The organism is Pseudomonas maumuensis, from assembly GCF_019139675.1.
Lineage (GTDB): Bacteria > Pseudomonadota > Gammaproteobacteria > Pseudomonadales > Pseudomonadaceae > Aquipseudomonas > Aquipseudomonas maumuensis.
This window is the reverse complement of record NZ_CP077077.1, coordinates 1780746-1806191: the sequence shown is the minus strand read 5'-3', so window position 1 is coordinate 1806191 and position 25446 is coordinate 1780746. Positions and strand designations below refer to the sequence as shown.

At 64.1% G+C, this 25446-nt stretch carries 23 protein-coding genes; 15 read left to right on the top strand and 8 right to left on the bottom strand.

What is annotated here, in order from left to right:
* Positions 1–29 precede the first annotated feature (29 nt).
* Positions 30–944, bottom strand: coding sequence for a DUF808 domain-containing protein (locus KSS90_RS08320; RefSeq protein WP_217868970.1), 915 nt, complete (start codon positions 942–944; stop codon positions 30–32).
* 132 nt (positions 945–1076) lie between these two features.
* Here KSS90_RS08320 and KSS90_RS08315 point away from each other — a divergent pair, with 132 nt between their 5' ends.
* Positions 1077–1688: a TetR/AcrR family transcriptional regulator gene (locus tag KSS90_RS08315; protein ID WP_028692838.1), complete on the top strand. Its 612-nt coding sequence runs from the start codon at positions 1077–1079 to the stop codon at positions 1686–1688.
* 141 nt (positions 1689–1829) lie between these two features.
* Here KSS90_RS08315 and KSS90_RS08310 read toward each other — a convergent pair whose 3' ends face one another.
* A complete protein-coding gene (locus KSS90_RS08310) occupies positions 1830–2270 on the bottom strand; it encodes a GlcG/HbpS family heme-binding protein (RefSeq protein WP_046856493.1) in 441 nt (146 codons plus the stop codon).
* Between the two features lie 257 nt (positions 2271–2527).
* Here KSS90_RS08310 and gcl point away from each other — a divergent pair, with 257 nt between their 5' ends.
* The 8 genes from gcl (at position 2528) to KSS90_RS08270 (ending at position 12189) form a co-directional block, all read left to right on the top strand.
* The gene (gcl, locus tag KSS90_RS08305) at positions 2528–4303 is read left to right on the top strand and encodes a glyoxylate carboligase (protein WP_217868969.1); all 1776 of its coding nucleotides are present in this window, start codon (positions 2528–2530) and stop codon (positions 4301–4303) included.
* Positions 4304–4357: 54 nt separating this feature from the next.
* Positions 4358–5140, top strand: coding sequence for a hydroxypyruvate isomerase (hyi, locus tag KSS90_RS08300; protein WP_046856495.1), 783 nt, complete (start codon positions 4358–4360; stop codon positions 5138–5140).
* Between the two features lie 176 nt (positions 5141–5316).
* Positions 5317–6210, top strand: a complete 894-nt coding sequence (locus tag KSS90_RS08295; protein ID WP_023631172.1) for a 2-hydroxy-3-oxopropionate reductase — start codon at positions 5317–5319, stop codon at positions 6208–6210.
* 247 nt (positions 6211–6457) lie between these two features.
* Positions 6458–7732, top strand: a complete 1275-nt coding sequence (locus KSS90_RS08290) for a glycerate kinase type-2 family protein (protein WP_217868968.1) — start codon at positions 6458–6460, stop codon at positions 7730–7732.
* Complete coding sequence (gene pyk, locus KSS90_RS08285) at positions 7729–9144, top strand: pyruvate kinase (RefSeq protein ID WP_046856497.1); 1416 nt, start codon at positions 7729–7731, stop codon at positions 9142–9144. The genes KSS90_RS08290 and pyk overlap by 4 nt, the downstream gene beginning before the upstream one ends.
* A gap of 181 nt (positions 9145–9325) precedes the next feature.
* The gene (locus KSS90_RS08280) at positions 9326–10201 is read left to right on the top strand and encodes an urea transporter (protein WP_217868967.1); all 876 of its coding nucleotides are present in this window, start codon (positions 9326–9328) and stop codon (positions 10199–10201) included.
* Between the two features lie 45 nt (positions 10202–10246).
* A complete protein-coding gene (locus tag KSS90_RS08275) occupies positions 10247–11068 on the top strand; it encodes an ion transporter (RefSeq protein ID WP_217868966.1) in 822 nt (273 codons plus the stop codon).
* 122 nt (positions 11069–11190) lie between these two features.
* A complete protein-coding gene (locus KSS90_RS08270) occupies positions 11191–12189 on the top strand; it encodes a sulfate ABC transporter substrate-binding protein (protein ID WP_217868965.1) in 999 nt (332 codons plus the stop codon).
* A 199-nt stretch (positions 12190–12388) separates the two neighbouring features.
* Here the strand turns inward: KSS90_RS08270 and KSS90_RS08265 are convergent, their stop codons facing one another.
* Positions 12389–13315, bottom strand: a complete 927-nt coding sequence (locus KSS90_RS08265; protein WP_217868964.1) for a class I SAM-dependent methyltransferase — start codon at positions 13313–13315, stop codon at positions 12389–12391.
* A gap of 161 nt (positions 13316–13476) precedes the next feature.
* Between KSS90_RS08265 and KSS90_RS08260 the strand changes: the two genes are divergently transcribed.
* The 4 genes from KSS90_RS08260 to KSS90_RS08245 all read left to right on the top strand — a co-directional run bounded on the left by KSS90_RS08260 (position 13477) and on the right by KSS90_RS08245 (position 19790).
* Positions 13477–14130, top strand: coding sequence for a DsbA family oxidoreductase (locus KSS90_RS08260; protein WP_217868963.1), 654 nt, complete (start codon positions 13477–13479; stop codon positions 14128–14130).
* Complete coding sequence (locus KSS90_RS08255) at positions 14127–15230, top strand: efflux RND transporter periplasmic adaptor subunit (protein WP_217868962.1); 1104 nt, start codon at positions 14127–14129, stop codon at positions 15228–15230. The genes KSS90_RS08260 and KSS90_RS08255 overlap by 4 nt, the downstream gene beginning before the upstream one ends.
* 36 nt (positions 15231–15266) lie before the next feature.
* Complete coding sequence (locus KSS90_RS08250; protein ID WP_217868961.1) at positions 15267–18344, top strand: MexW/MexI family multidrug efflux RND transporter permease subunit; 3078 nt, start codon at positions 15267–15269, stop codon at positions 18342–18344.
* A gap of 78 nt (positions 18345–18422) precedes the next feature.
* Positions 18423–19790 carry a TolC family outer membrane protein gene (locus tag KSS90_RS08245; protein WP_217868960.1) on the top strand — a complete coding sequence of 456 codons (1368 nt, stop codon included), beginning with the start codon at positions 18423–18425 and terminating at the stop codon, positions 19788–19790.
* Between the two features lie 219 nt (positions 19791–20009).
* Here the strand turns inward: KSS90_RS08245 and KSS90_RS08240 are convergent, their stop codons facing one another.
* Positions 20010–20906, bottom strand: a complete 897-nt coding sequence (locus KSS90_RS08240; RefSeq protein ID WP_217868959.1) for a LysR family transcriptional regulator — start codon at positions 20904–20906, stop codon at positions 20010–20012.
* A 304-nt stretch (positions 20907–21210) separates the two neighbouring features.
* Here KSS90_RS08240 and KSS90_RS08235 point away from each other — a divergent pair, with 304 nt between their 5' ends.
* On the top strand, positions 21211–21858 hold the full coding sequence (locus KSS90_RS08235; RefSeq protein WP_217868958.1) for an FMN-dependent NADH-azoreductase: 648 nt from the start codon (positions 21211–21213) through the stop codon (positions 21856–21858).
* A 1-nt stretch (position 21859) separates the two neighbouring features.
* On the top strand, positions 21860–22720 hold the full coding sequence (locus tag KSS90_RS08230) for a glutathione S-transferase C-terminal domain-containing protein (protein ID WP_217868957.1): 861 nt from the start codon (positions 21860–21862) through the stop codon (positions 22718–22720).
* 119 nt (positions 22721–22839) lie between these two features.
* On the opposite strand, the gene KSS90_RS08225 is transcribed toward KSS90_RS08230, so the two are convergent.
* The 4 genes from KSS90_RS08225 to KSS90_RS08210 all read right to left on the bottom strand — a co-directional run bounded on the left by KSS90_RS08225 (position 22840) and on the right by KSS90_RS08210 (position 25371).
* Positions 22840–23232 carry a DUF2846 domain-containing protein gene (locus KSS90_RS08225; RefSeq protein WP_031314530.1) on the bottom strand — a complete coding sequence of 131 codons (393 nt, stop codon included), beginning with the start codon at positions 23230–23232 and terminating at the stop codon, positions 22840–22842.
* 219 nt (positions 23233–23451) lie between these two features.
* On the bottom strand, positions 23452–23955 hold the full coding sequence (locus tag KSS90_RS08220; protein ID WP_217868956.1) for a hypothetical protein: 504 nt from the start codon (positions 23953–23955) through the stop codon (positions 23452–23454).
* A 90-nt stretch (positions 23956–24045) separates the two neighbouring features.
* A complete protein-coding gene (locus tag KSS90_RS08215; RefSeq protein ID WP_217868955.1) occupies positions 24046–24738 on the bottom strand; it encodes a transposase in 693 nt (230 codons plus the stop codon).
* A gap of 297 nt (positions 24739–25035) precedes the next feature.
* Positions 25036–25371 (bottom strand): hypothetical protein, encoded by a 336-nt coding sequence (locus KSS90_RS08210; protein ID WP_217868954.1) that lies wholly within the window; start codon positions 25369–25371, stop codon positions 25036–25038.
* Positions 25372–25446: the final 75 nt, after the last annotated feature.

Genomic DNA, 25446 nt, shown 5'->3' with positions numbered 1-25446 from the left:
CGAACCGGGGCAAGCCCCGGCCTGGCGCCTCAGTTCGCGGGTCTCAGCGCCCGCCAGAACTTGCCCACGACAGCAACCAGCGCCAGCACCACAGCCCCCGCAATCACCCCCGCCACACCATTGAGCAGTGCCCCGGTCAACGCCCCGCCCCGTCCTTCGCTGAACGCCTCGATGGCGTGATGCAGCGGCGCGATGCCATGCACCAGGATGCCGCCACCGACCAGGAACATCGCCGCGGTGCCGATCACCGACAGGCTCTTCATCATGTACGGCGCGGCGCGCAGGATGCCGTTGCCCACCGCCTGGCTCAGCGCCGAGGCTTTCTTGGTCATCCACAGCCCCAGGTCATCGAGCTTGACGATGCCTGCCACCAGGCCATAGACACCAATGGTCATCACCAGCGCGATCCCCGACAGCACGATGATCTGCTGGCTCAGCGGCGCATCGGCCACGGTACCCAGGGTGATGGCGATGATCTCGGCGGAGAGGATGAAGTCGGTGCGTACCGCGCCCTTGATCTTGCTCTTCTCAAAGGCCACCAGGTCGACCTGCTCGTCCGCCACGGCCGCCTTGCGCGCCTCGTGCTGCGCGTCGTCCTCGGCCTTGCTATGCAGGAACTTGTGCGCCAGCTTCTCGAAGCCCTCGAAGCACAGGTAGGCGCCACCGACCATCAGCAGCGGAATCACCGCCCAGGGAATGAACGCGCTGATCAGCAGCGCCGCCGGCACCAGGATCGCCTTGTTCACCAGCGAACCCTTGGCCACCGCCCACACCACCGGGATCTCGCGTTCGGCGCGCACACCGGTGACCTGCTGGGCATTGAGCGCCAGGTCGTCGCCCAGCACCCCGGCGGTCTTCTTCGCCGCGACCTTGGTCATCAACGAGACATCGTCGAGGACCGTGGCGATATCGTCGATCAGTACCAGTAAGCTGCTTCCTGCCATGTCAAAATGTTTCCAGTAGGTTCGAATGGCCGGGATTCTAGCCCAAAGACGCTGCCTTGAGCGCCCGTCCGAGCGGGTGCTACCATGCCGGACCCCTCTTGGAGGGGCCAGACCCGAGGAAGATTCCCGACAATGAGCACCATTCGCGAGCGCAACAAGGAACTGATCCTGCGCGCAGCCAGTGAAGAATTCGCCGACAAGGGCTTCGCCGCCACCAAGACCAGCGATATCGCGGCCAAGGCCGGCCTGCCCAAGCCGAACGTGTACTACTACTTCAAGTCGAAGGAAAACCTCTACCGCGAGGTGCTCGAGAGCATCATCGCGCCGATCATGCAGGCCTCGACGCCGTTCAACGCCGACGGTGATCCGAAAGAGGTGCTCAGCGCGTACATCCGCTCGAAGATCCGCATCTCCCGCGACCTGCCCCACGCCTCCAAGGTGTTCGCCAGCGAGATCATGCATGGCGCGCCGCACCTGTCGCCGCGCCAGGTCGAGCAGCTCAACGAGCAGGCCCGCCACAACATCGAGTGCATCCAGCGCTGGATCGAACGCGGCCAGATCGCCCACGTCGACCCGCACCACCTGATGTTCAGCATCTGGGCGGCGACGCAAACCTATGCGGATTTCGACTGGCAGATCGCCGTGGTGACCGGCAAGGCCAAACTGGCCGACAGTGACTATGACGCGGCGGCGGAGACCATCATTCGCCTGGTGCTGAAGGGCTGCGAGCCCGAGGCAGCCTGACAGGGCCAATGGGGCTGCTGCGCAGCCCTTATCGCCGGCAAGCCGGCTCCCACAGGCCCTGCACAATTCCTGTGGGAGCCGGCTTGTCGTGGCGACGAACCGCGGCGATGGGCCGCACAGCGGCCCCAGAGAAACTGAACCTTAAGCCGCCACCCCGGCATCCGCCGTCAGCCCCACCTCTTCGATCGCACTGATCGCGCACTGCTCGTCGATATCCGACGTATCGCCGCTGATCCCCACCGCCCCCAGCACCTTGCCCTCCTGATCACGGATCAGCACGCCCCCTGGCACCGGCACCACCGGTCGCTCGCCGAGCCCGTTCAAAGCCGCGTAGAAGGCGGGGCGCTGCTGCGAGTCCAGCGCCAGCAGGCGCGAACCCTTGCCCAGCGCCACCGCGCCCCAGGCCTTGCCGATGGCCACCTCGGGGCGCAGCAGGCTGGCACCGTCCTCGCGCTGCAACGCCAGCAAGTGCCCGCCGGCGTCGAGCACCGCCACGGTCAAGGGCGCGGCGTTGATCTTGCGCCCTGCGGCCAACGCGGCATTTACCACGCCCACGGCCTGTTTAAGGGTCAATGCGTTCATGAAAAGGTCCTCTTCTTGTTGTGAGAAGCCCTGAGGGCAGTTGAAAACCAATAGACAAGATAGAACACAACAAAGGCACTGTTTGTATACAATTTTCTGATCCAATGTGTCTCACTGCGACGAAATGCCGCCCTTTTTTGCCATGACCAGCAAGTCAAAGCCGCCGACGAAAATGGATTGACCTTTTGCGCCGACCATGAATACACTCTGTCGCAACGCAAGTTGTATACAATTACAAAATCGATGAGGCACAAACCATGAGCAAAATGAGAGCAATCGATGCAGCCGTTCTGGTCATGCGCCGTGAAGGTGTAGATACCGCGTTCGGCATTCCCGGCGCCGCGATCAACCCGCTGTACTCGGCCCTGAAAAAAGTCGGTGGCATCGATCACGTCCTCGCTCGCCACGTCGAAGGCGCCTCGCACATGGCCGAGGGCTACACCCGCGCCAACCCGGGCAACATCGGCGTGTGCATCGGCACCTCCGGCCCCGCCGGCACCGACATGGTCACCGGCCTGTACAGCGCCTCGGCCGACTCCATCCCGATCCTCTGCATCACCGGCCAGGCCCCGCGTGCCCGCCTGCACAAGGAAGACTTCCAGGCCGTCGACATCACCAGCATCGTCAAGCCGGTGACCAAGTGGGCGACCACCGTCCTCGAGCCAGGCCAAGTGCCGTACGCCTTCCAGAAAGCCTTCTATGAAATGCGCACCGGCCGCCCAGGCCCGGTGCTGATCGACCTGCCGTTCGACGTGCAGATGGCCGAGATCGAGTTCGACATCGATGCCTACGAGCCACTGGCGATCAACAAGCCAGCCGCCACCCGCGTACAGGCCGAAAAAGCCCTGGCCCTGCTCAATGACGCCGAACGCCCGCTGCTGGTAGCCGGCGGCGGCATCATCAACGCCGACGCCAGCGACAAGCTGGTCGAGTTCGCCGAACTGACCGGCGTACCGGTAGTGCCAACCCTGATGGGCTGGGGCACCATCCCGGACGATCACGAATTGATGGTCGGCATGGTCGGCCTGCAGACCTCGCACCGCTACGGCAACGCGACCATGCTCAAGTCCGACCTGGTGTTCGGTATCGGCAACCGCTGGGCCAACCGCCACACCGGCTCTGTCGACGTCTACACCGAAGGCCGCAAGTTCGTGCACGTGGACATCGAACCGACCCAGATCGGCCGTGTGTTCACCCCGGACTTGGGTATCGTCTCGGACGCCGGCAAGGCCCTGGACGTGTTCCTCGAAGTGGCCCGCGAATGGAAAGCCGCAGGCAAGCTCAAGTGCCGCAAGGCCTGGCTGGAAGACTGCCAGGAACGCAAGGCTACCCTGCAGCGCAAGACCAACTTCGACAACGTCCCGGTCAAACCGCAGCGCGTGTACCAGGAAATGAACGAAGTGTTCGGCAAGGACACCACCTACGTCAGCACCATCGGCCTGTCGCAGATCGCCGGCGCGCAGTTCCTGCACGTGTACAAGCCACGCCACTGGATCAACTGCGGCCAGGCCGGCCCGCTGGGCTGGACCATCCCTGCCGCGCTCGGCGTGGTCAAGGCCGACCCGAAACGTAAGGTGGTCGCGCTGTCCGGTGACTACGACTTCCAGTTCATGATCGAAGAGCTGGCGGTGGGCGCGCAGTTCAACCTGCCATACGTCCACGTGCTGGTGAACAACGCCTACCTCGGCCTGATCCGACAGGCGCAGCGTGGTTTCGACATGGATTACTGTGTACAACTGGCGTTCGAGAACATCAATTCCACCGACGCCGCCACCTACGGTGTCGACCACGTCGCCGTGGTCGAGGGCCTGGGCTGCAAGGCCATCCGCGTGTTCCAACCGGCCGAGATCGCCCCTGCCCTGCTCAAGGCGCAGAAGATGGCCGAAGAGTTCCGCGTGCCGGTGGTGGTCGAAGTGATTCTCGAGCGTGTGACCAACATTTCCATGGGCACCGAGATCAACGCGGTCAACGAGTTCGAAGACCTCGCCCTGGTCGGCAACGACGCGCCGACCGCCATCTCGCTGCTGGACTGATCGCCTGACGCCCCCGCGCCGCGCGCGGGGGCAATCAACGCAAGGAGACGACTTATGCCTCGCTTCGCCGCCAACCTGTCCATGCTGTTCACCGAACAGGACTTCCTGGCTCGCTTCAAGGCCGCCGCCGACGCTGGTTTCAGCGGCGTCGAATACCTCTTCCCGTACGATTTCAGCGCCGCCGAGATCAAGCAGCAGCTCGACGCCCATGGCCTGACCCAGGTGCTGTTCAACCTGCCGGCCGGCGACTGGTCGAAAGGTGAGCGCGGCATCACCTGCCACCCCGACCGCGTCGAAGAGTTCCGCGCCGGTGTCGACAAGGCCATCGAGTACGCCAAGGTGCTGGGCAACACCCAGGTCAACGCCCTGGCCGGCATCCGCCCGCAAGGCCCTGACTGCGCCACCGTGCGCAAGACCTTCGTGGAAAACCTGCGCTACGCCGCCGACAAGCTCAAGGCCGCCGGCATCCGCCTGGTCATGGAAATGATCAACACCCGCGACATCCCGGGCTTCTACCTGAACACCACGAAACAGGCCCTGGAAATCCAGGCCGAGGTGGGCAGCGACAACCTGTTCCTGCAGTACGACATCTACCACATGCAGATCATGGAAGGTGACCTGGCGCGCACCCTGGAAACCAACCTGAAGCTGATCAACCACGTGCAGCTGGCCGACAACCCGGGCCGCCACGAGCCGGGCACCGGCGAGATCAACTACCGCTTCCTGTTCGAGCACCTGGACCGCATCGGCTACCAGGGCTGGGTGGGCGCGGAGTACAAGCCCAAGACCACCACCGAGGCGGGCCTGGGCTGGCTCAAAACTCACAACGCGATCTAAGGATTCGCTCGAAGGGGCTGCCCTGATTGGCCCCTGTGGGAGCTGGCTTGCCAGCGACAGCGTCAACACGGCCAACATCGTTTGCAGATCGATCGCAATCGCTGGCAAGCCAGCTCCCACAAGGTTCGCACCGCCTGCTCCATCGAGATTCAACAATTACAACGAGGTAATCTCTCATGGCTAAAATCGGTTTCATCGGCACCGGCATCATGGGCAACCCCATGGCCCAGAACCTGCAAAAAGCAGGTCACAGCATCTTCGTTTCGACCCACCACGACGCAGCGCCGGCCAACCTGATCGCCGCTGGCGGCGTGGCCCTGGCCAACCCGAAGGAAGTGGCCCAGGAAGCTGAATTCATCATCGTCATGGTGCCCGACACCCCACAGGTCGAAAGCGTGCTGTTCGGTGAAAACGGCGTCGCCGAAGGCGTGGGCCCGAACAAGGTGGTGATCGACATGAGCTCGATCTCGCCTACCGCCACCAAAGCCTTCGCCGAGAAGATCAAGGCCACCGGCGCCGCCTACCTGGACGCCCCGGTGTCCGGCGGCGAAGTCGGTGCCAAGGCCGCGACCCTGAGCATCATGGTCGGCGGTTGCCCGAAAGCCTTCGAGCGCGCCCTGCCGCTGTTCGAAGCCATGGGCAAGAACATCACCCGCGTCGGCGGCAACGGCGACGGCCAGACCGCCAAGGTGGCCAACCAGATCATCGTCGCCCTGAACATCCAGGCCGTTGCCGAAGCCCTGCTGTTCGCCGCCAAGAACGGCGCCGACCCGGCCAAGGTGCGTGAAGCACTGATGGGCGGCTTCGCCTCCTCGAAGATCCTCGAAGTGCATGCCGAGCGCATGATCAAAGGCACCTTCGACCCAGGCTTCCGCATCAACCTGCACCAGAAGGACCTGAACCTGGCCCTGCAAGGCGCCAAGGAGCTGGGTATCAACCTGCCCAACACCTCCAATGCCCAGCAAGTGTTCAACACCTGCCAGGCCCTGGGCGGCGGCAACTGGGACCACTCGGCGCTGATCAAGGGCCTGGAGCACATGGCCAACTTCTCGATCCGCGACGACAAGTGATTTGAATCCGGGGGCTGCTGCGCAGCCCTTTCGCCGGCAAGCCGGCTCCCACAGGGACCGCACCGTCCCATGATCCAGCGCTGTACCTGTGGGAGCCGGCTTGCCGGCGATGAATCCAACACCGTTCTCCTGCAACCACAGGTCGAAGGGTGACCCCGAGCAACACCCGCCCCTGGTTCGGCCTGCACGGAGGCAGTTCCAGGGGCGTTTTCGATTTTGCAGAACAACAAGAATCTGGGAGCCTGCCATGTCGGTCGATCCACAAAAATTCCTGCGCGAGCTGTTCGACACAGCCATCGCCGCCGCCCACCCCCGTCAGGTCCTCGAACCCCACCTGCCCGCCGACCGTAGCGGCAGGGTCATTGTCATCGGCGCCGGCAAGGCCGCCGCCGCCATGGCCGAAGTGGTCGAGAAAAGCTGGCAAGGCGAGGTCTCGGGCCTGGTCGTGACCCGCTACGGCCACGGCGCCAGCTGCCAGAAGATCGAGGTGGTCGAAGCCGCCCACCCGGTCCCTGATGCCGCCGGCCTGGCCGTGGCCAAGCGCGTGCTCGCGCTGGTCAGCAACCTCAGCGAAGACGACCGCGTCATCTTCCTGCTCTCCGGCGGCGGTTCCGCCCTGCTGGCCCTGCCCGCCGAAGGCCTGACCCTGGCCGACAAGCAGCAGATCAACAAAGCCCTGCTGAAATCCGGCGCCACCATCGGCGAGATGAACTGCGTGCGCAAGCACCTCTCGGCGATCAAGGGCGGGCGCCTGGCCAAGGCCTGCTGGCCGGCCACCGTCTACACCTACGCGATTTCCGATGTACCGGGCGACCTGGCCACGGTCATCGCCTCCGGCCCTACCGTGGCCGACCCCAGCACCTCGGCCGACGCCCTGGCGATCCTCAAGCGCTACAACATCGAAGCGCCCAAGGCCGTCATCGACTGGCTCAACAATCCGGCATCGGAAACCGTCAAGGCCGACGACCCGACCCTTTCGCGCAGCCACTTCCAGCTGATCGCCCGGCCCCAGCAATCGCTCGAGGCCGCCGCGGTGAAAGCCCGCCAGGCCGGCTTCAGCCCGCTGATCCTCGGCGACCTGGAAGGCGAGTCGCGCGAGGTGGCCAAGGTGCATGCCGGCATCGCCCGCCAGGTCGTCCTGCACGGCCAGCCGCTGAAGGCGCCCTGCGTGATCCTCTCCGGCGGCGAGACCACCGTCACCGTGCGTGGCAATGGCCGTGGCGGGCGCAACGCCGAGTTCCTGCTCAGCCTTACCGAAAGCCTCAAGGGCCTACCGGGGGTGTACGCATTGGCCGGTGATACCGACGGCATCGACGGCTCCGAGGACAACGCCGGCGCCTTCATGACCCCGGACAGCCACGCCCGCGCCGAGGCCCTGGGCCTTTCGGCCAGCGATGAGCTGGACAACAACAACGGCTATGGCTACTTCGCCGCGCTCGACGCGCTGATCGTCACCGAGCCGACCCGCACCAACGTCAACGACTTCCGCGCCATCCTGATCCTCGAGACCGACCCCTCATGACGCCTGATAAAAAAGTAAAAATCCTCGCCACCCTCGGGCCTGCGATCAAGGGCATCGATGACATCCGCCAGCTGGTCGAGGCCGGGGTGAACATCTTCCGCCTCAACTTCAGCCACGGCGAACACGCCGACCACGCCCTGCGCTACCAGTGGATCCGCGAAGTCGAGCAGCAGCTCAACTACCCGCTGGGCATCCTCATGGACCTGCAGGGGCCGAAGCTGCGCGTCGGCCGCTTTGCCGACGGCAAGGTGCAACTGCAACGCGGCCAGGCCCTGCGCCTGGACCTGGACAAGACCCCGGGCGACAGCCGCCGCGTGAACCTGCCACACCCAGAGATCATCGCCGCGCTGGAGCCCGGCATGGACCTGCTGCTCGATGACGGCAAGCTGCGCCTGCGGGTGACCGCCAAGCACAGCGACGCCATCGACACCGAAGTGCTGGCCGGCGGCGAGCTGTCCGATCGCAAGGGCGTCAACGTACCGCAAGCCGTGCTCGAGCTCTCCCCGCTCACCGAGAAGGACCGCCGCGACCTCACCTTCGGCCTCGAGCTGGGCGTGGACTGGGTGGCCCTGTCGTTCGTGCAGCGCCCGCAGGACATCCTCGAAGCACGCGAGCTGATCGGCGACCGCGCCTACCTGATGGCCAAGATCGAGAAGCCCTCGGCGGTCGAGCAGCTGCAGGCCATCGCCGAGCTGTCCGACGCGATCATGGTCGCCCGTGGCGACCTGGGCGTGGAAGTGCCGGCCGAGAGCGTGCCGCAGATCCAGAAGGGCATCATCAATACCTGCCGCCAGCTGGGCAAACCGGTGGTGGTGGCCACGCAGATGCTCGAATCCATGCGCTTCTCCCCAGCCCCGACCCGCGCCGAGGTCACCGATGTGGCCAACGCCGTGGCCGAAGGCGCCGACGCGGTGATGCTGTCGGCCGAGACCGCCTCGGGCGACTACCCGCTGGAAGCGGTGCAGATGATGAGCAAGATCATCCGCCAGGTGGAGAACGGCCCGGACTACCAGGCCCAGCTCGACGTTGGCCGGCCCAAGGCCGAAGCTACGGTGTCCGATGCCATCAGCTGCGCGATCCGCCGCATCAGCGGCATCCTGCCGGTGGCGGTGCTGGTCAACTACAGCGAGTCGGGGAACTCCACCCTGCGCGCCGCCCGCGAGCGGCCACGGGCGCCGATCCTCAACCTGACGCCGAACCTGAACACCGCCCGCCGCCTGAGCGTGGCCTGGGGCGTGCACTCGGTGGTCAACGACCGCCTGCGCCAGGTCGACGAGGTGGTCTCCACGGCGCTGGAAATCGCCCAGGCCCAAGGCATGGCCAGCCGTGGCGACACGCTGCTGATCACCGCCGGTGTGCCTTTCGGCAAGCCGGGTTCGACTAATACGCTGCGGATCGAGACCCTAGTCTGAGATCGCCGGGGGCGCTGTGCGCCCCTTTTCGCCGGCAAGCCGGCTCCCACAGGAATCATGCATGCCTTTGTGGGAGCCGGCTTGCCGGCGAAAGGAGGGCAAAGCCCTCCCCAGTACGAAGCTTGCGGAAAACCGAGGCCCGAAGAGGCCCACCGCTCCCCACTCACCTTACCGACTGCCCATGTACACCAAGAATTTCGTCAACCCGTGCCCTGACTGGGCCACGGCCTTGCTCAACGGCTTCAGCCAGGTGCTGCTGCTGCGCAATCCCCTGTGCGGCCTGTGCTGCCTGCTGGCCATCCTGCTGACCGCGCCGAACCTGGTCGGCGGCGCCCTGCTCGGCGCCCTGGCCGGCCTGCTTACCGCCCAACGCCGCGGCTACGACCGCGCCGACCGCCAGGCCGGGCTGTACTGCTACAACGGCGTGCTGATCGGCATCCTGATCAGCGCCGTGCTGCCCTGGTCGGCGATCCTACCACCGCTGATCATCGCCGCCGGCGGCCTGTCGAGCATGCTCACCCATCAGTGGCGCAAGCGCGGCGGCAAGCTGCTGATCGCCTACACCGCGCCATTCGTGCTGCTGGGTTGGGCCGCGTTGCTGCTGACCGAGCCGTCGGCCAACGGCTATGTCGAAGCCGATGCTGTGTATGCCCTGCTGCGCGGCGTGGGGCAGATCTTTTTGCTCGACAAGCCCATGGCCGGCCTGCTGATCGTCATCGGCATGTACTTCGCCAACCCCTATGCCGCCACCTGGGCGGTGATCGGCTCGGCCATCGGCGGTGGTGTCGCGCTGCTGGCTGGAGAAACGCAGGCCGCGTGGCTGGGGCTGTATGGCTTCAACGCGGCCCTGGCGGCCCTGGCCTTCAGTCGCCAGGGCGAGAAACCCTGGGTGACCTTGCTCGCCATCGCCTGCGCCCTGCTGCTGCAGCCACTGTTCAACCTGCTGCCGATCGCCGGGCTGACCGCGCCGTTCGTGACCGCGTGCTGGCTGATGCACCTGGGCAACCACCTGGTCCAGCTCAACCAGCGCCGCAACGCGCCTCGCTTGCACAGCTGATACCCAGCCCCTAGGCTCTGCCCATCCTCACATTGGAACGAGCCCATGGACAACCCTGCGAGCCTGCGCGAGCGGCTCTACGTCATCGTCTTCCAGACCGATACCACGGCTGGCAGACGCTTCGACAAGATTCTCCTGCTGATCATCCTCGCCAGCCTGGTGACGGTGATCCTCGACAGCATCGACGACGTTCACCAGAACTACGCCGGGCTGCTGGCCGGGATCGAGTGGGGCTTCACCGCGATCTTCCTCGCCGAATACATCACCCGCCTGTACTGCTCGCCCAAGCCACTGCGCTATGCCTTCAGCTTCTACGGGCTGGTCGACCTGCTGGCGATCGTGCCGGGGATCATCGCCCTGTACTACAGCGACGCCCAGTACCTGCTGATCATCCGCGTGGTGCGCATGCTGCGGATCTTCCGCGTGCTCAAGCTCAGCCCGTACTTGAAGCAGGCCCATTACCTGTTGGCGGCGCTGCAGGGCAGCAAGCAGAAGATCATCGTATTCCTGGTCGGCGTGTCGACCCTGGTGACCGTGTTCGGCACATTGATGTACGTGATCGAAGGGCCGGAGCATGGCTTCACCAGCATCCCCAAGGGTATCTACTGGGCCATCGTCACCCTCACCACGGTAGGTTTCGGCGATATCGTGCCGAAGACGCCGCTGGGGCAGGTGCTGTCGTCGCTGGTGATGATCACCGGTTACTCGATCATTGCCGTGCCTACCGGCATCTTCACCGCCGAACTGGCCAACGCCCTGCGCGGCGAGCAGTTGCAGCATGACTGCCCGACCTGCGCCAAGCACCACCATGAGCATGGCGCGGCGTTCTGTTCACGCTGTGGCAATGCGTTGTTCCCCAAGCAATAGGCAGTGTCCAAACGCAGGCCAGCATAAGCAAAGAGCCATTTGATCTTTAGCCAGCAAAGCGCCAAACGCTATAGTCGCTGGCATATCGCCAACCCTTTGAATCAGAACAAGGAATGCCCCCAGTGAAAAAACTCTTCAGCGCCTCGCTGCTCGCCGCGGGCCTGGCCCTGAGCAACCTCGCCCAGGCCGCCCCTACCCTGCTCAACGTGTCGTACGACGTGATGCGCGACTTCTACAAGGACTACAACCCGGCGTTCCAGAAGCACTGGGAGAAGGAGCACAACGAGAAGGTCAACCTGCAGATGTCCTTCGGCGGCTCGAGCAAGCAGGCGCGCGCGGTGATCGATGGCCTGCCGGCCGACGTGATCACCATGAACATGGCCACCGACATCAATGCCCTGGCCGACAATGGCAAGCTGGTGCCGGACAACTGGGTAACGCGCCTGCCGAACAACAGCGCGCCGTTCACCTCGGCCACCGTGTTCATCGTGCGCAAGGGCAACCCCAAGGCGCTGAAGGACTGGCCGGACCTGCTCAAGGACGGCGTGCAGGTGATCGTGCCCAACCCGAAAACTTCCGGTAACGGCCGCTACACCTACCTCTCGGCCTGGGGCTACGTACTCAAGCAGGGCGGTGACGAAAGCAAGGCCCGCGACTTCGTCGGCAAGCTGTTCAAGCAGGCCCCGGTGCTCGATACCGGTGGCCGCGCCGCCACCACTACCTTCATGACCAACCAGATCGGCGATGTGCTGGTGACCTTCGAGAACGAGGCCGAGATGATCGCCCGCGAATTCGGCCACGACCAGTTCGAAGTGGTCTACCCAAGTGTGTCGGCCGAGGCCGAGCCGCCGGTGAGCGTGGTCGACAAGGTGGTGGCCAAGAAAGGTACCCAGGCCGTGGCCGAGGAATACCTGAAGTACCTGTGGTCGCCGGAGGCCCAGGAGATCGCCGCGAACAACTACCTGCGTCCGCGTGACGCCACCGTGCTGGCCAAGTACACCGACCGTTTCCCGAAAGTCGATTTCCTGTCGGTGGAGAAGACCTTCGGCGACTGGCGCACCGTGCAGAAGACCCACTTCAATGACGGTGGCGTGTTCGACCAGATCTATACCAGCCATTGATCACTGACCTGTACCGGCCTATCGCCGGCAAGCCGGCTCCCACACCGACCGCGCAAACCTCAAGCCTTGCGCTATCCCTGTGGGAGCTGGCTTGCCAGCGATGAGGCCACTACAAGCAACACAAGACAGTTGCTCCGACGGGGAACGCGATCTCCTGTGGGAGCCGGCTTGCCGGCGATAGGCCGGTAAGGGCTACTGATCACCCCTGGCGAAACACCAGCGCCTTCAGCCCCCCCTCCGGATCCGCATCCGCAAACTCCGGCGGATTCTCCAGCCGCTCGACGAACGCCAGCCCCGGCGCCTGCTCGGCCATCCCCTCGATGAGAAACTGCGGCCCGATCCCCGGATCGTTGACGCAGGCCAATACCGTGCCGCCTTCAGTCAACAACTCCGGCAAACGCCGAAGGATCTTGGCGTAGTCCTGGGTCAGCACGAAGCTGCCGCGCTGGAAGGTCGGCGGGTCGATGATGATCAGGTCGTACGGCCCGTACTTGCGCACTTTGCCCCACGACTTGAACAGCTCATGCCCCAGGTACGCCACCCGCGAGGCGTCATGGCCATTGAGCCGGTGGTTGTCACGGCCCCGGGACAGCGCCGACTTGGCCATGTCCAGGTTGACCACCTGCTCGGCGCCGCCGGCAATCGCTGCCACCGAGAAGCCGCAGGTGTAGGCGAACAGGTTGAGTACGCGCTTGCCAGCCGCCTGCTCGCGCACCCAACGCCGGCCGTAGCGCATGTCGAGGAACAGGCCGTTGTTCTGTCGCACGCCCAGGTCGAGCAGGTACTTCAGGCCATCCTCGACTACCTCGCGCTGCTGGCATGGCGCGCCCCACAGCCACTGCCCAGGGCTGTCGGGCAGGTAGCGGTGCTGCAGCAGGATGGCCTGGCCGCTCCACTGCGGGCGCTCGGCCAGCGCCATCAGCATTGCTTCAAGCTCGGCCAACTGGCCCTCGGGCGGCTCACGGAACAGCGCCACCAGCAACACGCCGTCGAGCCAGTCGACGGTGATCTGTTCAAGCCCCGGCCAGCAGCGGCCACGGCCATGGAACAGGCGGCGAGTCTCCTGGGGGGCGGGGTCGAGGGCGGCGAGCAGGTGCTGCTCGAGGGTGGCAATGGCTGGGCTCATGTCGGCTACGGTCAGGCAAAAGCGCCATTCTACCCGCTCGCAGCCGGGCCGGGCGGCCATCGATGAAGGGGATGAGAGGGTTTGCGGCACTTTTGTCGCTTTTTTCCTGTCGGGGCGCTGTGGATAGTGCGGCCATCCCTCCCTGAAACCGGATCACTGCCATGTCACCCCTGAAAGTCGAATTCTTCCACGATGTCGTCTGCGGCTGGTGCTTCGTCCTCGCCCCGCGCCTGAAGCAGTTGCAGGACGAACTGAACCTGGACGTGCAGCACCGCAGCTTCATCCTGCAGACCAGCCGCGAGGCGATGGTCGAGCGCTTCGGCTCGATGCCCAAGGCCAAGGAGACCATCCTCAGCCACTGGCTGTCATGCTCGAGTGCCGAGGACGTCAAGCGCATCGACATCGAAGCCATGCGCCAGCAGGACTTCGAGTACCCCACCGGCCTGCTCGCGGGCCTCGCCTGCCAGACCGCCAAGGCCCTGGGCGGCAACGAAGGCCATGAGCGTATGTTCGACCGCCTGCAGGAAGCCCACCTGGTGCAGGCCCGCAACATCGGTGACCGCGCCACCGTGCTGGCGGTGGCCGCCGAAGCCGGTTTCGACCCGCAGGCCTTCACCACGGCATTCGACCAGCAGGCCCCGCAGATGCTCGAGGAAGAACTGGCCCAGGGCCGGCGCCTGGGCATCAGCTCGGTACCCAGCCTGGTGATCGACGGCCATTACCTGGTCCCCGGCACGCTGAGCCTCGAGCTACTGCGCCAGATTTTCATCCAGGTCCGTGCCAACCAGAACCCGGCTCAAGGAGCCGCCCAATGAAAAATCGCTTCTGGATCGCCGCCGGCACTTCCCTGTCGCTGCTGGCCATGGCCCTGCTGCCCGCCCCGGCGGTAGTGGCCAACGACGCCCCCGCCGGCCAGGCCAACGCCACCCCGGTGGCGATCGCCCGCGTGCAGTCGGGCCCGATGCCGCAGGTGCTCAGCGCCGTCGGCACCCTGGAGGCGGTACACCAGGTCAATGTCTCGCCCGAGGTCGGTGGGCGCATCACCGCGTTGGAGTTCACCGCCGGCAACGCCGTGGCCGCAGGCCAGGTGCTGGTCAAGCTCAACGACGCGCCCGAGCGCGGCGAGCTGGCCAAGCTGCAGGCCCAGGCCAAGAACGCCAAGCTGGCCCTGGAGCGCACGCGCAAGGTGCTGCCGCTGGCCTCCACCCAGGCCCAGCTGGACCAGGCCCAGGCCAACTACGACCAGCTGCTCGGCGAGATCGCCCAGGTCCAGGCGCAGATCGCGCAGAAGACCATCCGCGCCCCGTTCGCCGGCGTGCTGGGTATTCGCAAGGTCAACCTGGGCCAGTACGTCAGCCCCGGCGACAGCCTGGTGACCCTCACCGAGCTGTCGCGCCTGCACGTCAACTTCCCGCTGCCCGAGCAGTCCGCCGCCGCCCTGCAGGCGGGCCAGGCCATCACCCTCAAGGTCGACGCCTGGCCGCAGCAGCGCTTTGTCGCCGCGGTCACTACCCTGGAGCCGCAGATCGACCCGGGCGCCCGCTCCATGCAGGTGCAGGCGACCCTCGACAACCCTGGCCAGCAACTCAAGCCGGGCATGTTCGCCAACGTCAGCATCGAGCTGCCGAGCCACGCCGATGTGCTGAGCGTGCCCGAGACGGCGATCAGCTACAGCGCCTACGGCAACTCGCTATATGTGCTGCGCGAGAAGGACGGCGCCCTGCGCGTGGAGCAGGTGTTCGTCAAGCTCGGCGCGCGCCGCGACGACCGCGTGGTGGTGCTCGACGCGCTGACCCCGGGCGACCGCGTGGTGGTCTCGGGGCAGATCCGCCTGAGCAATGGCATGCCAGTGCGGGTCACCGACGACACCCTGGCCGCCAGCACCACGCGCAAGCCGGACCTGGCCCAGCAGTAATGGGTTTGCGTGCCACTGAAAAGGACCTGTAGCACCATGAAATTCACCGACCTGTTCATCCGCCGCCCGGTACTGACCCTGGTGGTCTGCGCGATGATCGTCATGCTTGGCCTGTTGGCGCTGCTGAACCTGCCGATCCGCCAGTACCCGCAGCTGGAAAGCGCGACCATCACCATCACCACCGAATACCCCGGCGCCCGCTCGCAGCTGATGCAGGGCTTCGTCACCCAGCCCATCTCGCAGGCCGTGGCCTCGGTCGACGGCGTCGACTACCTGAGCTCGACCTCGACCCAGGGCAAGAGCGTCATCAGCGTGCGCCTGAAGCTCAACGCCGACTCCAACAAGGCCCTCACCGAGATCATGGCCGCCGTCAACCAGGTCAAGTACCGCCTGCCCGAAGGCGCCTACGACTCGGTGGTGGCCAAGTCCTCCGGCGAAGGCACGGCGGTGATCTACGTCGGCTTCTCGAGCAAGGACATCGGCCTGCCGGCGATCACCGACTACATCTCCCGCGTGGTGCAGCCGCGCCTGGCGGCCATCGACGGCGTGGCCGAGGCGCAGATCCTCGGCGGCCAGAAGCTGGCCATGCGCCTGTGGCTGGACCCGGCGCGCATGGCTGCGCGCAACCTGTCGGCCAGCGACGTGGCCGAGGCCATCCGCCAGAACAACTTCCAGGCCGCCCCCGGGCAGACCAAGGGCCAGTACGTCTCGGCCAACATCAACATCAACACCGACCTGACCAGCGTCGACCAGTTCCGCCAGATGGTGGTGCGCCGCGACGGCGACACGCTGATCCGCCTGAGCGACATCGGCACCGCCGAGCTCGGCGCCACCTCCTACGACACCAGCGGCATCATGGACGGCGAACCTGCAGTGTTCATCGGCCTGCACGCCACCCCCGCCGGCAACCCGCTGACCATCGTCGGTTCAGTGCAGGAAATGATGCCGCAGATCCGCGAAACCATGCCGCCGGGCATGACCGCCAACATCGTGTTCGAGGTGGCGCGCTTCATCCAGGCGTCCATCGATGAAGTGGTCAAGACCCTGGTCGAGGCCGTGGTGATTGTCGCCGTGGTGATCTTCCTGTTCCTCGGTTCGCTGCGCAGCGTGCTGATCCCGCTGGTGACCATCCCGCTGTCGCTGATCGGCGCGGCGGCGATCATGAGCCTGTTCGGGTTCAGCATCAACCTGCTGACCCTGCTGTCGATGGTCCTGGCCATCGGCCTGGTGGTGGACGACGCCATCGTCGTGGTAGAGAACGTCCACCGGCATATCGAGGAAGGCAAGTCGCCGTTGCAGGCGGCCTTGGTCGGCGCCCGCGAGATCGCAGGTCCGGTGATCGCCATGACCCTGACCTTGGCCGCGGTGTACGCCCCCATCGGCCTGATGGGCGGGCTGACCGGCGCGCTGTTCAAGGAGTTCGCCTTCACTCTCGCCGGCGCCGTGGTGGTGTCCGGCGTGGTGGCGCTGACCCTGTCCCCGGTGATGAGCGCCTTCCTGCTCAACCGCCAGGCCAGCGAAGGCCCGATGGCGCGTGGCGCCGAGCGCTTCTTCCAGTGGCTGGGCAAGGGCTATGGCCGTTTGCTTGACGTGTCCCTGCACCACCGCTGGCTAACCCTGGCGATTGCCGCGGCGGTGTTCGTCAGCCTGCCGATCCTGTACCTCGGCGCCCAGCGCGAACTGGCGCCGGTCGAGGACCAGGCCCAGGTGCTGGCGGTGGCCAAGGCCCCGCAGTACGCCAACATCGATTACACCCAGATGTACGCGCACCGCATGGACCGCCTGTTCGCCACCTTCCCGGAAACCGACATCACCTGGGTGGTCAACGGCAACGACGGCCCGCGCACCGCGTTCGGCGGCGCCAACCTGAGCACCTGGGAAAAGCGCCAGCGCAGCGCCGACCAGCTGCAGGCCGAGATCCAGAAAGCCGTGGGCGAGATCGAGGGCGTGGCCATCTTCGCCTTCCAGCTGCCGCCGCTACCCGGCTCCACCGGCGGCCTGCCGGTGCAGATGGTGATCCAGAGCTCCCAGGACCACCGCGTGGTGTTCGACGCCATGGACAAGATCAAGCAGGCAGCCATGGCCAGCGGCTTGTTCGCCGTGGTCGACAGCGACCTGGACTTCAACAGCCCGCTGGTCAACATCAACATCGACCGCAGCAAGGCCAACGACCTGGGCATCAGCATGCAGGCCATCGGCGACGCCCTGGCGGTGCTGGTGGGCGAGAACTACGTCAACCGCTTCGCCCTCGACGGTCGCTCCTACGACGTGATCCCGCAGGTGGCGCGGGCCCAGCGCCTGTCGGCGGAAATGCTGGTCGGCCAGTACGTCAAGGCCGCCAACGGCGCCCAGGTGCCGCTGTCGACCCTGGTCAGCTTCGACATGTCGATCGAGCCCAACAAGCTGACCCAGTTCAACCAGCTCAACTCGGCCACCCTGCAGGCGGTGCCGGCGCCGGGCGTGAGCATCGGCGACGCGGTGCAGTTCCTCGCCGCCCAGGCCAATGCCCTGCCCACCGGCTTCAGCCATGACTGGCTGTCGGATGCCCGCCAGTTCGTCCAGGAAGGCAGCGCCCTGGTGGTGACGTTCATCTTCGCCATCCTGGTCATCTACCTGGTACTGGCCGCGCAGTTCGAAAGCCTGCGCGACCCGCTGGTGATCCTGGTCAGCGTGCCGATGTCGGTGTGCGGCGCGCTGATCCCGCTGTACCTGGGCTATGCCACGGTGAACATCTACACGCAGATCGGCCTGGTGACCCTGGTCGGCCTGATCAGCAAGCACGGCATCCTCATGGTCGAGTTCGCCAACGAACTGCAGCAGGCCGACCAGCTCGACCGCCGCACGGCCATCGAACGCGCCGCGCAGATCCGCCTGCGGCCGATCCTGATGACCACCGCAGCCATGGTCGTGGGCCTGGTGCCGCTGCTGCTGGCCAGCGGCGCCGGCGCCCACAGCCGCTTCAGCCTGGGCCTGGTGATCGTCATCGGCATGCTGGTCGGCACCCTGTTCACCCTGTTCATCCTGCCCACCGTGTACTCGCTGCTGGCCAAGGACCACCGAGCCAGCGAAGACCCACGCCTGCAGGAACTGGCCGCCTACACCCAGCCGGCCTGACCCCTTCGCCCGCCCTCCCCTGTGGCAGCCGTAATCGGCTGCCCCTGGGAGCGGCCGGCCCGAATAAAGAGAAACGACATGCTACGTAAGACCCTTCTGCCCCTGCTGCTGCTGGCGCCCCTGGCCCAGGCCATTGCCGCCGAGCGTGCGACGCTGATGTCGGTGTACGCCCAGGTGGTCGAGCACAACAGCGACATGGCCGCCGCCCGCGAGAACTACCTGGCCCGCCGCGAGGCCGTGCCCCTGGCCCGCGCCCGCCTGCTGCCGCAGGTGGCCCTGGATGCCGAGGCCGGCGACGTGCGCAGCGACCGCCGCCAGGTCGAGCAGCGCAGCGGCAGCCTGTACCGCCTGAGCCTCGACCAGCCGCTGTTCGACCTCAGCCGCTGGTTCGACTACAAGGCCGCGCAGTCCGAAAACGAACAGGCCGAACTGGACTTCTCGGCATTCCAGCAGCAGTTGATCCTCGACACCGCCAGCAGCTACTTCGACACCCTGCTGGCTGAGGACAACCTGGCCACCGCCAAGGCCGAGCTGCGCGCCTTCGACCGCCAGTTGCAGCAGACCCGGCTGAGCTACGACGCCGGCCTGTCCGACCAGAACGACATGCTCTCGGCCCAGGCCAGCTTCGACCGCGCCAGCGCCAACCTGATCGACAGCCAACGCCGCAGCGAGGATGCCTACCAAGCACTGATGCGCCTGACCGGCCAGGCCCAGCCGGCATTGGCCGGGATCCGCCACAGCCTGCCGGTGCAGGCGCCGGTGCCCGAGCGCGCCGAGGCCTGGGTCGAACAGGCCATGGCGCAGAACCTGCGCCTGCGCGCCAGCCAGGCCGCCGTCAGCCAGGCCGGCCAGACCCTGCGCAGCAGCAAGGCCGATCACCTGCCGACCTTCAACCTGGCCATGGGCTACACCGAGGGCGACAGCGACCTGATGGACTCCAGCACGCATTTCGGCCAGCGCTCCGGCAACCAGCGCGACAGCTCGGTGATGGTGCAGATGAAGCTGCCGCTGTTCAGCGGTGGCGGCACCAGCGCGCGGGTACGCCAGGCCACCCATGAGCTGGCACGCACCGAGTACGGCCGCACCAGCCTCGAACGCGAGGTGCTGGAAGGTTCGCGCAACGCCTTCCGCGCGGTGGTCAGCGATGTCGAGCAGGTGCGCGCGCGGCGCCAGAGCATCGTCTCCAGTCAGGGCTCGTTGCGGGCCACCGAGGCCGGTTACGACGTGGGCAGCCGCAATATCGTCGATATCCTCGATGCCCAGCGCGACCTGTACAACGCAGTGCGTGACTACAACGTTTCGCGCTATGCGTACATCGTCGACAGCCTGAGGCTCAAGCAGCAGGCCGGCAGCCTGAGCCCAGACGACCTGCGCGAACTGGCGGGGTATCTGAAGCTCGATTACGAGCCGGATCGGGATTTCCTGCCGAGTGATCTGCGCGGGTGAAGCATTGGGTTTCAGGGGCAGAAAGTTCTGGCAACCTTTGGGATCGCCGGGGCTGCTGCGCAGCCCTTTCGCTGGCAAGCCAGCTCCCACAGGAACGGCGCTTGACTTGAGGGCGGCGCGGTCGGAGTGGGAGCCGGCTTGCCGGCGATGCGCTGCGTAAGCGGCGCTCGATCACTCAGGCGCTACGACAATGACGCCAAGCACCTGGGCCAAGCCCCATCACCCCGGCCGATACTCCCGGCACCGCTCCCGCAGTATCTGCGCCAGCAAGCACACCTCGGGACTGTGCCGGTACTCCTCGGGGTACCCCATGTACATCGGCACCTCCCGCTCCCGCTGATGCTGCAGGTTGACCCGCACCAACCGCCCTTGCGCCAACCCCTGCTGCACCCGATGCTCCGGCAACCAGGCAAAGCCCATCCCCCGCTCGACGAAGCTCTCGGCCGCCGCCAGGCTGCTCACCGTCCAGCGCTGCGAGGTCCCCAGCCAGCCGCTGTTCTGCGAATTGCGCGTGCCAGAATCGCGGATCACCACCTGCCGGTGGTTCTTCATGTCGTCCAGGCTCAACTCGCCCTGCGCTTCGCTGAGCGGATGGCTGGCTCCCACCACGCAGATCAACGAGACATTCAGCAGGAACTCCTGCAGATACCCCGAGGGCAGGCTGCTGGCGATGCCCAGCTCGACCTTGCCGTCTTCGAGCAACTCGCGGGCCCCGGACAACGCCGTCTCGTACAGGCGGATACGGTGATCCTTGTACTCCTGAGCAAACTCCTGCAATGCCTGTTGCAGCAACTCGATGGGGAACAACACATCCACCGCCAGCGCCTGCTCGGTGAACAACCCGGGCTGGTACTGGTTGGCCAGGTGCTCGAGCTTCTGCGCCGCGCCCAGCAGGTGCTTGGCCTGGGGCAACAGCGCCTTGCCCAGCGAGGTGAGCACGGCCTTGCGCCCTTCGATGATGAACAGCTCCTGGCCCAGGAGCATTTCCATGCGGTTGACCGAGTGGCTGATCGCCGACTGCGACTTGTACATGTGCTCGCCGGCCTGCTGGAAACCGCCGCACTCGACCGTGCAGACGAACGCGCGCCACTGATCGAGACTGATCTTGGAAAACACCACCACCTCCTTGTGTGCCCGCAAACCGGGCGACGAATCCTTTGTCCTGCGGCGTTGTACCACAGCTGCCGCCAGGCGAGCAGGCCTACTTCACCAGCACGGCGGCCTGCACAGCGGCCGTTACTGGGACATGGAGTTCGCCCGCCGCGACTCCCCGGCGCCGAGCGACAAGGCCGGCATGATCGAAGGGCTTGCAACCCAGATACATGACAACCTTAAGGGTAAAACCCTGATTATCTGCGCTTTTCACTCCCGCGCGATTGCTCAAGACTGCATGCCACACATCACAGAAAGGATTCGCGCAATGAATCACAAGGTCCTGGTCATCCGCTCCTCGATCAAGCCCGACGGTGGCTTCTCCGGCCAACTGGTGGACAACTTCCTCAAGCAGCTCAAAGAGGTCAACCCCAAAGCTTCGGTGGTGGTACGCGACCTGCACGCCCAGCCCATCCCGCACCTCAATGCGGTGACCATGGACGCCCTGTTCGGCGGTGACGCCAGCAGCATCGAGGCGGCCGCGGCGCTGAAGCTGTCCAACGTGCTGATAGAAGAAATCCAGGACGCCGACCGCGTGGTCATCGGCCTGCCGCGCTACAACTTCGGCGCCCCATCGATCCTGCACACCTGGGTCGACTACATCGTGCGTGGCGGCGTCACCTTCACCTATGTCGACGGCGCCCCGGTCGGGCTGCTCGACGACAAGCCGGTGCACGTGCTCAATGCCAGCGGCGGCATCTACAGCCAGGGCACCGACACCCTGGCCGGCTGGCTGTCGCAGACCCTGGGCTTCGTCGGCCTGAACAGCGTCGAGTTCATCTATGCCGAAGGCCTGGGCATGGGCGAAGAGAGCCTGGCCGCGGGCCTGGCCGCCGCCAACCTGAAGATCCAGCACAGCATCGCCGCACTCGGCGAGCGCCCATGCCCAAGCCTGGCCACCGTCGTAGGGAGGTAAGATGACCCGCAGCCAAGGCACCCCGTCGGTCCAGGAGCTGTTCCTCAGCGAAATGGTGGCCGAGCCCAACCGCTACCACCTGTATATCTCCCACGCCTGCCCGTTCTCGCACCGGGTACACCTGGTGCAGAGCCTGCTGGGCCTGGAAGACGCGCTGGACGTCACCTCGGTGGCGGCGCGCCGCCACGACCAGGGCTGGGAGTTCGACGAGCACGACCAAGATCCGCTGCTCAAGGACGTCACCCTGCTGTCGAGCCTGTACGAGCGTTCGCGCCCGGGCTTTGCCGGCAACCAGTCGGTGCCGGTGCTCTGGGACCGCCAGCAAAACCGTATCGTGCATAACGATTCGGCCGAGCTGGCGCTGCAGATGGCCACCCGCCTGCTGCCCCTGGCCAAGACCCCGATCGACCTGGTGCCCGACCGCTCCAGCTGCGACATCGTCGAGCTCAACCAGTGGCTGCACACCAACATCAACCGCATGGTCTACCACATGGGCTTCGCCCCGGACCAGGCGAGCTACGACGAGGCCTACAAGCAGTTCTTCGCAGCCATGGACACCCTCGAGCTCCGGCTGCGCAAGCAGCCATACCTGGTGGGCGGCAAGCTGAGCCTGTCGGACCTGTTCCTGCTGCCCACGCTGATCCGCTACGAGGCGGTGTACTACGTGCATTTCAAGGCCAACCACAAGACCCTGGCCGAGTACCCGGCGCTGTATCAGTACCTGGTGCGCCTGACACAGATCCCGGCGATCTACAGCACCATCGACATGGCGCATATCAAGCTGCATTACTACTACTCGCACAACCACATCAACCCGACGCGGATCGTGCCGCAGGGGCCGGCGTTGAGCTGGTTGAACTGAGCAGTTGGCGTTGCTGGGAGCGCGCTCCTTCTTCCACCTTTTTCCACTGCATGAACAACAAGGGCGACCCGAGGGTCGCCCTTGTTGTTCATGCCGATCACCACACGGATCGGCAGCGCTTACTTGCTCTCTTTGGCGATGGTGCCCAGCGCCGCGTCCTTGACCAGGTAGCGGCCTTCGAGGTCGCTCAGCACCTTGAGGCTGTTACGCGCCATGACCACGCCGATCTCGACTTCCTGCTTGAGGTAGATGACCTCGCCGGCCTTCGCATTAACGGTCATGTCGGCCCAGTTCTCGGCCTTGGAACTGATCACGTGAGTGCCCGGTGTCACGTAGAAATAGATGTACTGGTTGCCGCGGTTGTAGCCCATTTCCGAATCGGCTTCCTTGTCATCGAGGAAGACGTTGAAACGCACCATCATCCCGGCATTGCTGGGGCGGACCACATAGACCAACGCCTTGTCGGCCACCGCAGCCTTGGGCAGCGCGTAGTTGGCGACTTCCGCCTGCATCTTGTCTGCCGAAGGGGTGGAGGCGCAGCCGTACAACAGGGCGACGGAGAGGACGGCGGCAGCTTTGAACAGGGTCTTGATCACAGGGGGCTTCCTTGCGTACGAAAAGGGTAGTCATTTACGGTGGGTGGGCAGAGCGAGGCGATATTAATTTGACATCATCTTGGCGTCAATCTGCCGCCTCGGGGCTTGGAGAAGGCCGTATTCGTGGCAGGGGCACTATCCAGAGGTCATCGACATGGAGACGGTCGCACGTTTTTCATGGAACGTGACCACCGGGCCATACTCCTGATCGGAGTTGATAGCCTCCACGTGGAAGCTCCTATCAGGAAATTGCGTCTTCAATACCATTCGCCAGGACATGGCCAGCACATTGGACAGTTGCTCGAAAACCACCTCGTCCACCGCAGATCCACACCCTGAAAACGCATCGTACAGATGGGTGTGATTCAGCATCCTCTCAACACCGGCTTTATCGCCTGAGAAATGATCAAGCCACTCGCGAAATGCGGCCTCGTCAAATTTCATTTCCAATATCACCGAATCCTCGAACACGACGAAATCCGGGAACAGCCATTTGCAAAAAATCAAACTGTCCTCTGGGCTGACGACATCTTCAATATAGGAAAACAGGTCGGCAGACGCTGGTTCCTGCCAGCCGGCTCGCCAAGCCGCAAACCTTTTAAGCCCTGTCAATTTCGCGAAGGATTTGATTATTTTCATGTTCGTGCGCCAATGTGGAAAAGTGCGGTGAAAAATAGTAAAAAGGAAAGTAAAAAGAGTAACAGTAAAAAGGGGACAGATTTATTTTCTCTACTCTAATTTTGGCCTGCCCTGCTTCCTTCGCTCAATACGCTTTCCAGTGATCTGCGCGATCTCGTCCACGAACCGGCTACTACCCGTCAATTGTCCTCGCTGAATAGCGTCTCGAATCAGGCTAAGCTCTTCGTCCGATATCGCCTGCCTCACAAACTCGGCGTAGCGCTTGCGCCGGAGCTCTTCAGTTTCCCCCAATGCTTCAAACAAGGGATTATCATCAAGCCAATTCTGCCGTTTCGCAGCCCCCATCCTGACCGAATAACTCGACCAAGGATAATCACCAGCCTCAACTGTCATCCGCGCCCGGACTGGATTCAATTCGATGTAGCGGCAACAAGCCAACAGGTAGGTGTCAGACTGCACAATGCTGGACTTAAAACGACTTTCCCACAATGTACCGGAACGACCCTCTAGTCGATTACGATAGCGCGTCGCTCGCGCCGCCAGCGTCTTCATCAGCTGGCTAAGTCCTGCGCAAGCATCATCAGGAACCAACAATAGATGCACATGATTGGTCATCAAGCAGTACGCATAGACTTTCACCCCAAAGGCATCCTTCAACTCTCGGAGATCGGCTAAGTAGCGTTGGAAGTCCGTATCTTGCGCAAACACAACCTGTCGATTGTGACCCCGATGGACAATATGATGCGGGCAGTGTGGTAGCAGTACTCGTCCACCTCTAGGCATGACGGCATCCTCCTTGGATCACTTTGACGACTGATGAATCAGGAGAATGACATGACTGCTCGATTCCTTCGACCCCATAAGGGCCGAAATTAGAGTAGGAAAAATATATCTGTCCCCTTTTCCCTGTTTCCACAAGGATCTGGAATTAGAGTAGGGAAAATAAATCTTTCCCCTTTTCCGCCCTTTTCCGATAGAAAATCAGAAAATCGAGACATAATGTTAACCCCAGTTGGCTATTCAATCCCGCAGAGTCGTAATTACAGGAGGGGAAATTTGATTCGCCCCTTTTCAGCACGTTCATAACGGCGTGACATAGTCCTCTGGCATATCAGGCCACTTAGCTTCAATCAATAGTCGCTCTGCATCCTCAGCAATATCGTCAAAAAAACTGCACAAGCTCATGGCATGTAACCGGACATGGATCAACGCAGACTGGACCGCCAGCTCATCCACACCACTTTCCTCAAGTCTTCTAATAGAATCACTCAGTAGAGATCCATATTTTACGAGTTGCAGGAAAAGGTCTTCGCCATGATCTATCCGCAATCCATCCGTTTCAAGACATTCAATTTTATCTTTAGCAATCTCAGCAAATAACCCTCTGAGGCGATCAATGCTCGAAAATTCATTCATTTTGGCAACCTTCTTTTTTGTCCCAGAAAAAAGGGGACAGATTTATTTTCCCTACTCTAATCTCGCCCTACCTAC

Bases quoted from the DNA above. Each gene is read 5' to 3' on its own strand.
- KSS90_RS08320 (WP_217868970.1), bottom strand. From the start codon at position 944: ATGGCAGGAAGCAGCTTACTGGTACTGATCGACGATATCGCCACGGTC.
- KSS90_RS08315 (WP_028692838.1), top strand. From the start codon at position 1,077: ATGAGCACCATTCGCGAGCGCAACAAGGAACTGATCCTGCGCGCAGCC.
- KSS90_RS08310 (WP_046856493.1), bottom strand. From the start codon at position 2,270: ATGAACGCATTGACCCTTAAACAGGCCGTGGGCGTGGTAAATGCCGCG.
- gcl (WP_217868969.1), top strand. From the start codon at position 2,528: ATGAGCAAAATGAGAGCAATCGATGCAGCCGTTCTGGTCATGCGCCGT.
- hyi (WP_046856495.1), top strand. From the start codon at position 4,358: ATGCCTCGCTTCGCCGCCAACCTGTCCATGCTGTTCACCGAACAGGAC.
- KSS90_RS08295 (WP_023631172.1), top strand. From the start codon at position 5,317: ATGGCTAAAATCGGTTTCATCGGCACCGGCATCATGGGCAACCCCATG.
- KSS90_RS08290 (WP_217868968.1), top strand. From the start codon at position 6,458: ATGTCGGTCGATCCACAAAAATTCCTGCGCGAGCTGTTCGACACAGCC.
- pyk (WP_046856497.1), top strand. From the start codon at position 7,729: ATGACGCCTGATAAAAAAGTAAAAATCCTCGCCACCCTCGGGCCTGCG.
- KSS90_RS08280 (WP_217868967.1), top strand. From the start codon at position 9,326: ATGTACACCAAGAATTTCGTCAACCCGTGCCCTGACTGGGCCACGGCC.
- KSS90_RS08275 (WP_217868966.1), top strand. From the start codon at position 10,247: ATGGACAACCCTGCGAGCCTGCGCGAGCGGCTCTACGTCATCGTCTTC.
- KSS90_RS08265 (WP_217868964.1), bottom strand. From the start codon at position 13,315: ATGAGCCCAGCCATTGCCACCCTCGAGCAGCACCTGCTCGCCGCCCTC.
- KSS90_RS08260 (WP_217868963.1), top strand. From the start codon at position 13,477: ATGTCACCCCTGAAAGTCGAATTCTTCCACGATGTCGTCTGCGGCTGG.
- KSS90_RS08255 (WP_217868962.1), top strand. From the start codon at position 14,127: ATGAAAAATCGCTTCTGGATCGCCGCCGGCACTTCCCTGTCGCTGCTG.
- KSS90_RS08250 (WP_217868961.1), top strand. From the start codon at position 15,267: ATGAAATTCACCGACCTGTTCATCCGCCGCCCGGTACTGACCCTGGTG.
- KSS90_RS08245 (WP_217868960.1), top strand. From the start codon at position 18,423: ATGCTACGTAAGACCCTTCTGCCCCTGCTGCTGCTGGCGCCCCTGGCC.
- KSS90_RS08235 (WP_217868958.1), top strand. From the start codon at position 21,211: ATGAATCACAAGGTCCTGGTCATCCGCTCCTCGATCAAGCCCGACGGT.
- KSS90_RS08230 (WP_217868957.1), top strand. From the start codon at position 21,860: ATGACCCGCAGCCAAGGCACCCCGTCGGTCCAGGAGCTGTTCCTCAGC.
- KSS90_RS08225 (WP_031314530.1), bottom strand. From the start codon at position 23,232: ATGCAGGCGGAAGTCGCCAACTACGCGCTGCCCAAGGCTGCGGTGGCC.
- KSS90_RS08220 (WP_217868956.1), bottom strand. From the start codon at position 23,955: ATGAAAATAATCAAATCCTTCGCGAAATTGACAGGGCTTAAAAGGTTT.
- KSS90_RS08215 (WP_217868955.1), bottom strand. From the start codon at position 24,738: ATGCCTAGAGGTGGACGAGTACTGCTACCACACTGCCCGCATCATATT.
- KSS90_RS08210 (WP_217868954.1), bottom strand. From the start codon at position 25,371: ATGAATGAATTTTCGAGCATTGATCGCCTCAGAGGGTTATTTGCTGAG.